13 protein-coding genes and 1 riboswitch are annotated in these 11,206 nt (G+C 70.1%); of the genes, 5 read left to right on the top strand and 8 right to left on the bottom strand.

All coding sequences use genetic code 11. The features are described from left to right. The 5 genes from groEL to AB0I15_RS63025 all read right to left on the bottom strand — a co-directional run. On the bottom strand, positions 1-978 hold a 978-nt coding region (gene groEL / locus AB0I15_RS63045), incomplete at its 3' end, for a chaperonin GroEL (protein WP_358119261.1). A 328-nt stretch (positions 979-1,306) separates the two neighbouring features. Next, positions 1,307-1,507, bottom strand: coding sequence for a cold-shock protein (locus AB0I15_RS63040; RefSeq protein WP_068927743.1), 201 nt, complete (start codon positions 1,505-1,507; stop codon positions 1,307-1,309). 249 nt (positions 1,508-1,756) lie between these two features. Continuing rightward, positions 1,757-2,032: a MoaD/ThiS family protein gene (locus AB0I15_RS63035; RefSeq protein ID WP_358119259.1), complete on the bottom strand. Its 276-nt coding sequence runs from the start codon at positions 2,030-2,032 to the stop codon at positions 1,757-1,759. A gap of 24 nt (positions 2,033-2,056) precedes the next feature. Beyond that, entirely contained in the window at positions 2,057-3,289 is a 1,233-nt protein-coding gene (gene thrC, locus AB0I15_RS63030; RefSeq protein WP_358119257.1) for a threonine synthase, read from the bottom strand. 13 nt (positions 3,290-3,302) lie between these two features. Next, positions 3,303-3,444, bottom strand: a riboswitch (SAM riboswitch). 79 nt (positions 3,445-3,523) lie between these two features. Further along, positions 3,524-4,078: an RNA polymerase sigma factor gene (locus tag AB0I15_RS63025; RefSeq protein ID WP_237106268.1), complete on the bottom strand. Its 555-nt coding sequence runs from the start codon at positions 4,076-4,078 to the stop codon at positions 3,524-3,526. A 31-nt stretch (positions 4,079-4,109) separates the two neighbouring features. On the opposite strand from AB0I15_RS63025, the gene AB0I15_RS63020 reads away from it, so the two are divergent. Next, positions 4,110-5,534 carry a trehalose-6-phosphate synthase gene (locus tag AB0I15_RS63020; RefSeq protein WP_358119253.1) on the top strand — a complete coding sequence of 475 codons (1,425 nt, stop codon included), beginning with the start codon at positions 4,110-4,112 and terminating at the stop codon, positions 5,532-5,534. 16 nt (positions 5,535-5,550) lie between these two features. Beyond that, positions 5,551-6,714: an MFS transporter gene (locus tag AB0I15_RS63015; RefSeq protein ID WP_358119251.1), complete on the top strand. Its 1,164-nt coding sequence runs from the start codon at positions 5,551-5,553 to the stop codon at positions 6,712-6,714. On the opposite strand, the gene AB0I15_RS63010 is transcribed toward AB0I15_RS63015, so the two are convergent. The 3 genes from AB0I15_RS63010 to AB0I15_RS63000 are packed head-to-tail and all read right to left on the bottom strand — an operon-like array spanning position 6,692 to position 8,421. Beyond that, positions 6,692-7,276: a hypothetical protein gene (locus tag AB0I15_RS63010; RefSeq protein ID WP_358119248.1), complete on the bottom strand. Its 585-nt coding sequence runs from the start codon at positions 7,274-7,276 to the stop codon at positions 6,692-6,694. The two genes, AB0I15_RS63015 and AB0I15_RS63010, sit on opposite strands and share 23 nt — an antisense overlap. A gap of 35 nt (positions 7,277-7,311) precedes the next feature. Then, positions 7,312-8,082, bottom strand: coding sequence for a trehalose-phosphatase (gene otsB / locus AB0I15_RS63005; protein ID WP_358119246.1), 771 nt, complete (start codon positions 8,080-8,082; stop codon positions 7,312-7,314). A 39-nt stretch (positions 8,083-8,121) separates the two neighbouring features. Continuing rightward, positions 8,122-8,421, bottom strand: a complete 300-nt coding sequence (locus AB0I15_RS63000; RefSeq protein WP_358119266.1) for a DUF3263 domain-containing protein — start codon at positions 8,419-8,421, stop codon at positions 8,122-8,124. Positions 8,422-8,538: 117 nt separating this feature from the next. Here AB0I15_RS63000 and AB0I15_RS62995 point away from each other — a divergent pair, with 117 nt between their 5' ends. The 3 genes from AB0I15_RS62995 (at position 8,539) to AB0I15_RS62985 (ending at position 11,182) form a co-directional block, all read left to right on the top strand. Further along, positions 8,539-9,345, top strand: a complete 807-nt coding sequence (locus AB0I15_RS62995; protein WP_358119243.1) for an SAM-dependent chlorinase/fluorinase — start codon at positions 8,539-8,541, stop codon at positions 9,343-9,345. Between the two features lie 83 nt (positions 9,346-9,428). Further along, positions 9,429-10,037 carry a hypothetical protein gene (locus tag AB0I15_RS62990; protein WP_358119241.1) on the top strand — a complete coding sequence of 203 codons (609 nt, stop codon included), beginning with the start codon at positions 9,429-9,431 and terminating at the stop codon, positions 10,035-10,037. Beyond that, on the top strand, positions 10,034-11,182 hold the full coding sequence (locus tag AB0I15_RS62985) for a S8 family serine peptidase (RefSeq protein WP_358119238.1): 1,149 nt from the start codon (positions 10,034-10,036) through the stop codon (positions 11,180-11,182). Before AB0I15_RS62990 ends, AB0I15_RS62985 begins: the two co-directional genes overlap by 4 nt. Positions 11,183-11,206: the final 24 nt, after the last annotated feature.

Below are 11,206 nucleotides of genomic sequence, written 5' to 3'. Positions count from 1 at the left end.
CTTGGTCACGACCACCTTGCGAGCGCGGCCGAGCAGGTCGAGGGTGGCGTTCTCGAGCTTGAGACCGACCTCCTCGGAGATGACCTGGCCACCGGCGAGGATCGCGATGTCCTGCAGCATGGCCTTGCGGCGGTCACCGAAGCCCGGGGCCTTGACGGCCACGGAGCGGAACAGGCCGCGGATCTTGTTGACGACGAGGGTGGCAAGGGCTTCGCCCTCGACGTCCTCGGCGATGATCAGCAGCGGCTTGCCCGACTGGACGACCTTGTCGAGCAGCGGCAGCAGGTCCTTGTTGGCCGAGACCTTGCCGTTGACGATCAGGATGTACGGGTCTTCGAGCACGGCCTCCATACGGTCGGAGTCGGTCACGAAGTACATCGACGTCATGCCCTTGTCGAAGCGCATGCCCTCGGTGAGCTCGAGCTCGAGGCCGAAGGTGTTGCTCTCCTCGACGGTGATGACGCCTTCCTTGCCGACCTTGTCCATCGCCTCGGCGATGAGCGCGCCGATCTCGGGGTCGGCGGCGGAGATGGAGGCCGTGGAGGCGATCTGCTCCTTGGTCTCCACATCCTTGGCCAGCTTGGAGAGCTCCTCGCTGACCCGCTCGACGGCCGCCTCGATGCCCTTCTTCAGGGCCATCGGGTTGGCGCCGGCGGCAACGTTACGCAGACCCTCGCGTACCAGCGCCTGGGCGAGCACGGTGGCGGTGGTGGTGCCGTCGCCCGCGACGTCGTCGGTCTTCTTGGCGACTTCCTTGACCAGCTCGGCGCCGATCTTCTCCCACGGGTCCTCGAGCTCGATCTCCTTGGCGATGGACACGCCATCGTTGGTGATCGTGGGAGCGCCCCACTTCTTCTCCAGCACGACGTTGCGGCCCTTCGGGCCCAAGGTCACCTTGACGGCGTCGGCGAGCTGGTTCATACCGCGCTCGAGACCGCGCCGGGCGTCCTCGTCAAACGCGATCATCTTGGCTGCCATAAGGCTAGACCTCCCAGATACAGGGTGGCTTGTCGTGGACCGAGCCGACGCCCGCGACGGCAAGGGTCCGCATCTCCGTTCGGCAGACCCCATCGTCTCGATCCGAGGGTTGGCACTCTGCTGCACAGAGTGCCAACGAACTGTTTAGCACTCTACCCTGCCGAGTGCAAGCGAACACCCCTCTGGCAGCCGCCCCCGCCCAGGTCAGTCACCCGGTACGGCGAGCCGCCCTAAGCAGCTCGCCGCACTGGAGTCGACGAAAGATGGTGACGGCTCGCACGAACTGCGCTGCCGTGCGATCCCGCCCGGTGCATACCAGTGATGTCGCTCAGACCGCGCGGACGGACTCCGCCTGCGGCCCCTTCTGGCCCTGCGTGATCTCGAACTCGACGCGCTGCCCCTGTTCGAGAGACCGATACCCGTCCATCATGATCGCTGAGTAATGGACGAATACATCCTTACCACCGTCTACCGCGATGAAGCCGTAGCCCTTGTCCGCGTTGAACCACTTGACGGTGCCCTGCGCCACTTCCGACTCCTCTTACTGGTCTCTCAGATCTCGCCCATTCCTTCGCGAGACCTGTAATCGCATGACTTAACGGAAAAGTCAGCCAGACGATCGCCCTCGACCATACCTGTGGCACGGGGTTTGGCAACAGAGTCAATCCGCAAAATGCCTATTTCTTCGCATCGCAGGTAGTTCAACGTTGAATTGGCCTGGAAAAGGAGAAGGCGCCCACTAGGGGCGCCTTCAAGGACCGTGACTGTTGCCGGGCACTCAGCCGCCGGCAACCGCCGGGATGATGGAGATCTGAGTGCCCTCTGGGGCGGGAGTGTCGAGCCCCTCGGCGAAACGGACGTCCTCTTCCCCAACATAAACGTTGACGAAACGTCGAATCTTGCCCGATTCATCCAGAATTCTCGCGCCGATCCCCGGGTAGTCGGAGTCCAGCTTGGCAAGCACGTCACGAAGAGTCGCGCCTTCGCCACGGACTTCCGCGTTACCGCGGGTGTACGTGCGCAGGATGGTGGGAATCCGCACAGAAACGCTCATGGCTAATGTCGCCTTTCCTGATTGTCAGACAGTCGCGCGGAACGCGTCGAGAGAGGGCCGGATCACGGCCGTGGGCGCGGCGTCGTCGCTGATGGCGTCGAGCGTCTTGAGCCCGTCGCCGGTGTTCAGCACCACGGTCTCGGCCTCGGGGTCGAGCAGGCCCGACTCGGTGAGCTTCTTCAGCACACCCACGGTCACGCCGCCGGCGGTCTCGGCGAAGATGCCCTCTGTCGAGGCCAGGAGCCTGATCGCGGCCACGATCTCGGCGTCGGTGACGTCCTCGACGCCCCCTCCGGTGCGCCGGGCGATGTCCAGCACGTACGGCCCGTCGGCGGGGTTGCCGATGGCCAGCGACTTGGCGATGGTGTCGGGCTTGACCGGCTGCACCACGTCATGCCCGGCCTTGTACGCGGTCGAGACCGGCGAGCACCCTGCCGCCTGCGCCCCGAAGATCTTGTAGGGCGTGTCCTCGACGAGGCCCAGCGCCACCAGCTCCTTGAAGCCCTTGTCGATCTTCGTGAGCTGCGAGCCAGAGGCGATGGGGATGATGATCTGCTCCGGCAGCCGCCACCCGAGCTGCTCGGCGATCTCGTACGCGAGCGTCTTGGAGCCCTCGGCGTAATAAGGCCGCAGGTTGACGTTGACGAACCCCCACTTGTCACCCAGCGGGTCGCCGATCAGCTCGGAGCAGAACCTGTTGACCTCGTCGTACGTGCCCTCGATGCCGACCAGCCGCCCGCCGAACACGCGGGCCATGGCGATCTTGGCCTGCTCGAGGTTGGCGGGGATGAACACGCACGCGTCGAGCCCGGCCCGCGCCGCCGCGGCGGTCACCGCGCCGGCGAGGTTGCCCGTGGAGGAGCAGGAAAGGGTGTGGAATCCGAAGTTGCGCGCCGCCTCAACGGCCATGGCGACCACCCGGTCCTTGAAGGAATGGGTGGGGTTGCCCGAGTCGTCCTTCACGTGAAGGGACTTGATGCCGAGCGCGCGCCCGAGGTTTCCGGCCTTGACCAATTTGGTCCAGCCAGGGTTCATATTCGGCTTACTGGTCACGTCCGCCGGAACGGGGAGCAGCGAGCGGTAACGCCAGATGTTGGCGGGGCCGGACTCGATGTCCGCGCGGGTGACGTCGCCGAACTCGTAGGCCGCTTCGAGCGGCCCGAAACACTCCTGACAGGCGAAACTGGGGCCCAGGGGGTAGCGCGTGCCGCACTCACGGCAGGACAGAGCGACAGCAGGACCAAAGTCGAGCGACATGAAGCGAGGCCTTCCCTCATCTTCGCCCGCGGCCACCTTGACCGCGAACCGGAATTGGCACCTTGTCCCGGTCGGCCTCGCCAGGTCGCGAGTCACAAGCCGGGAGGGTTGCCGGGGCTTCGTAGGGCCGGTCCCTCCACCCCTCTGGATGAGCAATATGCAGTTGTTGAAAAGGACTCTACCCGCTTAAGTGGCCGAAATTACTACCCGTCTCAGCATTCGAGACACACGGTCTCACCGGTAGTCCTCGCCGAGCACTCCCTGCACGTATTTGCGTGCCTGGTGGATGCGTGACTTGGCGGTGCCCAGCGGGATGCCGAGCTGCTCGGCCACCTCGTTGTAGTCGAGCTGGACGATGTCGCGCAACACGAGCGCCTGCGCCAGGTCGGGCTTGTCGGCCTCCAGCGCCTCCATCGCGTCGAGCAGGTCGAGCCGCGAGCCCGCGATCACGCTGACCCGCCGCACGTCGGGCTTCTGCATGGGCAGCTCGTCCGAGCTCTGCTCGGCGGCCCGGCGCTTGAGCGACCGGTAGGTCGTCCGCGCGCAGTTCGCGGTCACGATGTGCAGCCAGGTGCTGAATCTGGCCCGCCCCTCGAAGCGTCCGATATTGCGTGCGACCGCCAGCAACGTATCTTGCGAGGCCTCCTCCGCGTCCTGGTGATAAGGCAGGATCCGGGCGCAGTGACGCATCACGTCAGGCTCAATCCGCGCCAGGAGCTCGCCAAGTGCGCGATGGTCCCCGGCAGCGGCGGAGCGGGCGAGTTCCTCGGTTAGCTCATCAAGCGCCATAGCTGGGATCCTATGATCGAAGGGAGCCTAGATGAACAGCGTCCTGGTGGCCTCCAACAGAGGACCCGTCTCCTTCACCGTCTCTGACGACGGCGAACTCACGATGAAGCGCGGTGGCGGCGGCCTGGTGTCGGGGCTGTCGGGAGTGGCCAAGGACGACGGCGTGCTCTGGGTGTGCGCGGCGCTGTCCGACGGCGACCGCAGCGCCGTCCGGCTGGCCCCCGGGGGCCGGATCGACCACGCCGGCTATGACACGGGCCCGCTGCGGATGCTGGACATCCCGCCCGCCATCTTCCACCGTGCCTACAACGCCGTGGCCAACTCCACCCTGTGGTTCGTCAACCACCTGCTCTACGACATCCCCAACTCGCCCAACTTCGGCACGCGGTTCGCCCGCGAGTGGGAGTCCTACCGCGACTACAACGGCGCGTTCGCGCTGGCGCTGGCCGAGGAGGCCGGGCACGGCGCCCGCGTGATCGTGCAGGACTACCACCTGACCCTGACCCCGGCGATGCTCCGCACCGAGCGGCCCGACCTGCGCATCGCGCACTTCAGTCACACGCCGTGGGCGCCGCCCGAATACTTCTCCCTGCTGCCCGACGAAGTGGTCGGAGAGGTCCTGGAAGGCATTCTGGGGGCCGATCACGCCGGGTTCCTCACTGATCGGTGGGCCCAGGCGTTCATGGACTGCTGTGAGGCTCTCCTGGGCGCGGAGGCCGATCGGGTCGGCCGGAGCGTCACCCATGAGGGCCGCACGACCCGCATCGGCGTGCACAGCCTCGGCGTGGACGGCGACGCTCTGTGGGAGCGGGCCTGCGAACCCGACGTCGAGTCGCACATGTCCGCGCTGCGGGAGCAGGTGGGCGAGCGCAAGCTGATCGTCCGCATCGACCGCACCGAGCTGTCGAAGAACATCGTGCGCGGCCTGGTGGCCTACCGCGAGTTCCTCGCCGCGCATCCGGAGTGGCACGGCCGGGTGGTGCACCTGGCCTTCGCCTACCCGAGCCGGCACGACCTGCCCGAATACCGCGAGTACACCGCGTCGGTGCAGCGCTGCGCCCAGGAGATCGAGGACGAGTACGCCACCGACGACTGGGACCCGCTGATCCTCAACGTCAACGACGACTATCCGCGTTCGCTGGCCGCGTACCGGATGGCCGACGTGCTGCTGGTCAACCCCATCCGCGACGGCATGAACCTGGTGGCCAAGGAGGGCCCGGTCCTGTCGCCCGACTGCGCGCTGGTGCTGTCTCGGGAGGCGGGGGCGGCGGCCGAGCTGGGCCCGCACGCCCTCATGGTCAACCCCTACGACATCAGCGGCACCGCGGCCGCCCTGCACGACGCGCTGGTCATGCCCGTGGACGAGCGCCGGTCCCGCCGTGACAAGCTGCACGCCGCGGCCACCGCGCTGCCGCCGCAGAAGTGGCTCGCGGCCCAGCTCAACGCCCTGGCCTGACCTGAGGAGCTACCGCGTGACCACGGTCTTACAGCCCGTCCGACTGATCAGAGACCGCCCGACCTGGCTCATCTACCTGCAGCTCTGCACCTTCTCCACCTACCTGTACGGCGTGAGCGCCGCGCTGCCGCTCCTGCGCGCCGACCAGCGGACCTCGGCCACCGTGGCGGGCCTGCACGGCACCGCCATGGCCCTCGGCACGATCGCGGCCGGGTTCGTGCTCCCCCTGCTGACCCGGAGGCTGGGCAGGCGCGCGACGAGCTGGATCGGGCTGGCCGGGATGAACGCCGGCCTGCTCATGATCCTGCCATCGGACGCCCTGCCCCTGACGCTGCTCGGCTACGGCGTCTCGGGCGGCTTCAGCTCGATCCTGCTCTACACGGCCATGGCGGCGCTCAGCGACCACCACGGCCCGGCGGGACCGGCCGCGCTGAGCGAGGCGAACGCGGTCGGGGTGGTGGTGGGCATGGCGGTGACGTTCGCGCTCAGCGTGGTCGCCCAGACGACGCTCGGCTGGCGGGCCACGCTGCTGCTCACGCCGGTCGCCAGCGTGCTGCTCGCGCTGGCCATGGGCCGGGTCTGGCCCGGCGGGCGGACGGCGGACGCGGGCGGCGGGACGGCGGTCCCCGGACGGCCCGGCTGGCGTTTCCACCTGGCGGGGTCGGTGCTGTTCTGCTGCGTGGCCCTGGAGTTCACCTTCAACCTGTGGGCCGCCGACCTGTTCGCCGCGCGGACGGGGATCGGCGCGGCCGCCGCGGCGACCGGGCTGACGGCGTTCGTCGCGGGGCTCGCGGTGGGCAGGTTCGCCGGGACACAGCTCGCGCTGCGCCTGCCGCTGGCGCCGCTGTTCGTGTGCGCGCTGGTGGTGACGTTCGCGGGCTGGCTGGTGTTCTGGCTGAGCACGGAGCCGGCGCTGTCGTACGTGGGGCTGGCGATCTGCGGGCTCGGCGCCTCACTGAACTTCCCGCTCGCGATGGCCGCGCTCATCGCCGGCTCTGGCGGCCGCGCGGACCTGGCGGCGGCGGCCTCCCCCATCTGGGCGGGCGCCGCCATGGCCGTCGGCCCGCTGGCGCTGGGCGCGCTGGCCGACGGCTTCGGCACCTGGAAGGCGTTCCTCATGGCGCCGGTGCTCATCGGGCTGGCCGCAACCGGGGTGCTCATTTCCAATCGGCGTGTTTGAGCGCGTCGGCCAGGCCGGGGGTGTTCCACTGGTCGACGATCACGAGCTTGGTCTTCGGGAGGTACCACTCACGCTGGGTGAAGCGTCCCCGCACCTTGCCGGAGGAGTAGGAGACGCAGGTGGACTTCCAGGCGTTGTAGGCGGCCTTGTGGCCCTCGCCGACCTGGCGCAGCCCCCGGCCGACCTTCGGGCCGACGATCTCGCCCCACTTGTCGTCGAACGGGCAGGGCTGCACGTCGCTGGCGGTGTAGAAAGGGTTCTTGCCGGTGTAGGGGCCGAACCCCTCGGCGCCGCGCTTGATGTGACTTGGGCCGAGGACGTAGAAGGCGTCGCATTCCGGTGTCCCCCAGCCCTTGGGCTTGCCGCACCTGCCGGTGACCACCTGGACCCCGTCGCCGCGGCGGTGGACATGCCACGCGATGGGGATGTAGAGCGTGAGACCGCCCCTGAGCCTGAGCTCCTGGGCGGGGGCGGCACCGGTCGTGACGGCACCGGCGGGGAGCGGGACGGCGAGGAGGGTGGCCGCGGCGACGGCCGCGACGGCGAGGTGGCGCTTGAACATGCGCCCGAGACTAGAGATCGCGACTTGCAGATCAGTCACGAACGGCTGAACGCCGACGCCAGCTCCGAGAGCAGCGCCACGACCCCCTCGGGGCCGTCCACCACGATGTCGGCCCGCTCGGCCAGCGCGGTGACCTCGGTGGAGCCGCTGCACACGGTCACGCCCGGCAGCCCGCAGGCGCGTACGGCCTCGAACGCGGCCAGATCCCCCAGGTCGTCACCGACGAACATGACCGACCTCGCGGCCCGCTCGGCGAGGAACAGGCTCAGCGCGTGCCCCTTGTCCATGCCCGGCGGGCGCAGCTCCAGGACCATGCGGCCGGGCTCGATCACCAGGTCGTGCTTGCCGGCCAGCTCGGCCAGCGGCTCGCGTAGCCTGGCCAGCGCGCCCTCGGGGTCGGGGCTGCGCCTGGTGTGCACGGCCACGGCCCGGCCCTTGTCCTCGATGGTGACGCCCTCCAGGCCGAGCGAGCCGAGCAGCAGCGGCAGCTCGGCCTCGGCCCGTGGGACACCCGGTGGGGGCGGGGGCGCGGAGATCCGCCCGCCCTCCCAGCGCTCGAAGCCGTAGTGACCGAGCACGACCAGCCCGGGGACGGCGGCCAGACCGGGCCCGAGCTCCAGAGCGGTGGCGGCGGGCCTGCCGGTCACGATGACCACCGCGAGGACGTGCGCGCCCAGGTCGGCGAGTGCTTCGGGCGCCTTCGGGTGGATCACGGCCTTGGCGGGGTCGGGCACGATCGGCGCCAGGGTGCCGTCGAAGTCGAGCCCGATCACGGCGCCTGCCGGATCACTCAGGATCGCTTTCATTCCAGGGATGTTCTTCACGCGGCTGCCGTACCCAGCGGGTCAGGGGCGCATGCCAAGCCTTCTCGCCGCGCGGTCGCGCTGGCGGACGGCCCTCAACCTGCGTAGGCGCTTGACCAGCATGGGGTCCTGCTCAAGCGCTTCCGGACGGTCGATCAGCTCCCCGAGCAACTGGTAGTAGCGCGTGGCGGAGAACCCGAAGGCCTCCTTGATGGCCTGCTCCTTCGCGCCGGCGTAGCGCCACCATTGGCGCTCGAAGGCGAGGAGCTCGAGATCGCGTTCTGACATCGGTTGGCGGGACGGTTCCTGGGCAGCATTGTCACCGCTGAGCGGTGCTCCCATGGTGTCCTCCTCGAAAGGGGCGGCGACGATCACCGTCGCACGCACGCGGCCCGTGGCCATCGTAATGTGCGGAGTGCGGCTGTTCACGGCGGATTGGGAGACGTACAGTCACCAAATGTGACCTCCGTAATCACACTCCTCACCGACTATGGGCTTGAAGATGGCTATGTGGCGGCCTGTCATGGAGTGATCGCCGGGATCGCCCCCGAGGCGCGGGTGATCGACGTGTGCCACCTGATTCCCGCGGGTGACGTACGGCGTGGCGCGGCGGTTCTCGCCCAGACGATCCCGTACCTGCCGCGGGGCATCCACATCGGCGCGGTGGACCCCGGCGCGGGCGGCGCGCGGCGGGCGGTGGCGGTCGAGGCGGGCGGACGGGTGTTCATCGGTCCCGACAACGGGCTGCTGTCGTGGGCGGTGCACGCCAGCGGCGGCGCGCGGGCGGCCTATGAGCTCAGCAACGAGGCCTACTTCCTGCGGCCGGTCTCGCCGACCTTCCACGGTCGCGACGTGTTCTCGCCGGTCGCGGGGCGGTTGTGGGGCGGGCTGCGGGCCGCCGACCTGGGGCCCGAGGTGCCGCTCGGCCGGCTGGTCTCGCTGCCGGAGCCGACGTCGCTGCTGCGCGAGGGCTCGGTGGAGGGCGAGGTGGTATCGGTCGACCGCTACGGCAACACGCAGCTCTCGATCGCGGCCGGTGACCTGCAGGCGCTGGGCGTGCGGATCGGCGACACCCTGGGGGTGTGGCTGGGTCGGCGGCAGTTGTCGCTGCCGTACCGGGAGACGTACGCGGCGGTGCCGCCAGGGGAGCTGGTGGCGTTCGCGGACTCGGCGGGGCTGGTCGCGATCGCGGTGAATTCCGGCGACGCGGCGCAGCGGCTGGGGCTCCCACCTGGGGCACATGTCCGACTTTCACCTACTCCGTAGGCTGAATGCCACAGATCCGGAACTACTCCGTGTATCGGTCTGTTTACCGAAGCGTCGGATTGACCGAGCAGTCCCGTGTCAGAATGCACGACAGATCGGGCGTCCCTCCCCTCCCGTTCGAGGTCGACGTGTACCACCTGTCCGTTGTGCTGATCTCCATCATGTCCGCGCTCTGGCCCCCGCCGGTGCCACCGGTTTCCGAGCGCTGGCGCGCCTGGCCGGTCGCGCGGGTCTTCCCCGTCACGGTGCCCGGCGTCAGCCCGTCGGGGGCCCGGGTCACGTACGTGCTGGCCGGGGTCGCCCCCGAGGCGCCCTGCCGGGTGGCGTTCCAGGCCGCCGCCGTACGCCCCGGCTGCCGCACCGCCCTGCGCGCCACGTACGCCGACAGCACCCAGACGTTCGTCGCCACCGTGGGCATCGCCGTGCTCGACGGCCCGGGTCCGGGCGGCCACGCGGCCGGGCGGCCCGCCACCGTCCGGCCCGTGGCCTTCCCCGGCGGGCCCGCCGAGAGGTTCGGCGACCGGCAGTACTTCACCGGGGCGCTGGTCGCCTCCGGGGAGCGCTATCTGGTGGCCACGGCCGCCGGATACGCCGACGGGCGGTCGTACCAGCCGGGCGACAACCTCACCCCGCGGCTGCGCGACGCCGCCAGGCAGCTCGCGGCGGCACTGCACCGGGCGCTGACCCGATGAGGTGGCTCATCGTCCCGCCCCTGCTGGCCGCGCTGGTCGCCGGGGGCGCCGCCCCGGCCGCCACCGCCGACGACGTGGGCGAGGTCGCGCGGGCCGGGCAGTGGCAGCTCGGCGCGCTGCGGCTGCCCGAGGCGTGGCGGTCGAGCAGGGGCGAGGGCGTGCTGGTGGCCGTGCTCGACACCGGCGTGAACGGCGACCATCCCGACCTGCACGGCGCCGTCGTCCAGGGCCCCGACCTGACCGGGGCGGCGGCCAGGGGCATGTGGGGGCAGCACGGCACCGCCATGGCCAGCCTGATCGCCGGGCGCGGGCACGGCGACGACCGCCGGGCCGGCGTGATCGGCGTGGCCCCCGCGGCCAAGGTGCTGTCGGTCAGGGTCACGCTGGAGAACGGCGACCCGCTGCGCGGCAAGCAGCGCGCCGGCGGCGGCGACGCGCTGGCCGAGGGCATCCGGTACGCCGCCGACCACGGCGCCGACGTGATCAGCATGTCGCTCGGGGGCGGCAGCGGCTCGTGGGAGGGCTCGGCGTCCGAGGAGGAGGCCGTCCAGTACGCGATCGCCAAGGGCGCCGTGCTCGTGGCCTCGTCGGGCAACGACGGCGAGGCGGGCAACAGGAAGAACTTCCCGGCCGCCTACCCGGGGGTCATCGCGGTGGGCGCGGTGGACCGGCGGTTCAAGGTGGCGGGCTTCTCCAACCGGCAGGACTACCTGTCCGTGGTGGCCCCGGGCACGGAGATCGTCACGGCGGACGGCACCGACTCGTACGTGGTCGGCGACGGCACCAGCTCGGCCGCGGCCATGGTCGCGGGTGTCGCCGCCCTGATCAGGTCCGCCCATCCCGGCATGTCCCCCTACCACGTGCGGATGGCCATCGAGCGGGGCACCAGGCGGCAGCCCTCCGACGGCTACAGCCGCGCCTACGGCCACGGCGTGGCCAACGCGACGCTCGCCCTGCGGGCGGCCTCCCGGCTCGACCTGCCGGCGTCCGGGCTGGCCAGGCCCGGCCCGTACTTCGGCGGCGGGCCGGGCGGCCTCGCCCCCGTCTCCAGGACGCCGGTGGTGACGGGCATGGTGCTGCTCCTGGTCGCGATGTCGGTGCGGGTGGTCGTGCGGCATCGGCGGCGCGGGAGGGATGCAACCTAGCAAGCGCTTGTGTGATACTCCGGC

The sequence above is a fragment of the Nonomuraea sp. NPDC050643 genome, assembly GCF_040654715.1.
In the GTDB taxonomy this organism is placed as follows: domain Bacteria; phylum Actinomycetota; class Actinomycetes; order Streptosporangiales; family Streptosporangiaceae; genus Nonomuraea.
This window is presented reverse-complemented; position numbering and strand designations above follow the sequence as displayed.

What these genes read in the sequence shown, in the direction of transcription:
- AB0I15_RS62985 (WP_358119238.1), top strand. Translation starts at nt 10,034, where the DNA reads ATGAGGTGGCTCATCGTCCCGCCCCTGCTGGCCGCGCTGGTCGCCGGG.
- AB0I15_RS63020 (WP_358119253.1), top strand. Translation starts at nt 4,110, where the DNA reads ATGAACAGCGTCCTGGTGGCCTCCAACAGAGGACCCGTCTCCTTCACC.
- AB0I15_RS63000 (WP_358119266.1), bottom strand. Translation starts at nt 8,421, where the DNA reads ATGGGAGCACCGCTCAGCGGTGACAATGCTGCCCAGGAACCGTCCCGC.
- thrC (WP_358119257.1), bottom strand. Translation starts at nt 3,289, where the DNA reads ATGTCGCTCGACTTTGGTCCTGCTGTCGCTCTGTCCTGCCGTGAGTGC.
- AB0I15_RS63035 (WP_358119259.1), bottom strand. Translation starts at nt 2,032, where the DNA reads ATGAGCGTTTCTGTGCGGATTCCCACCATCCTGCGCACGTACACCCGC.
- otsB (WP_358119246.1), bottom strand. Translation starts at nt 8,082, where the DNA reads ATGAAAGCGATCCTGAGTGATCCGGCAGGCGCCGTGATCGGGCTCGAC.
- AB0I15_RS63025 (WP_237106268.1), bottom strand. Translation starts at nt 4,078, where the DNA reads ATGGCGCTTGATGAGCTAACCGAGGAACTCGCCCGCTCCGCCGCTGCC.
- AB0I15_RS62990 (WP_358119241.1), top strand. Translation starts at nt 9,429, where the DNA reads ATGCACGACAGATCGGGCGTCCCTCCCCTCCCGTTCGAGGTCGACGTG.
- AB0I15_RS63010 (WP_358119248.1), bottom strand. Translation starts at nt 7,276, where the DNA reads ATGTTCAAGCGCCACCTCGCCGTCGCGGCCGTCGCCGCGGCCACCCTC.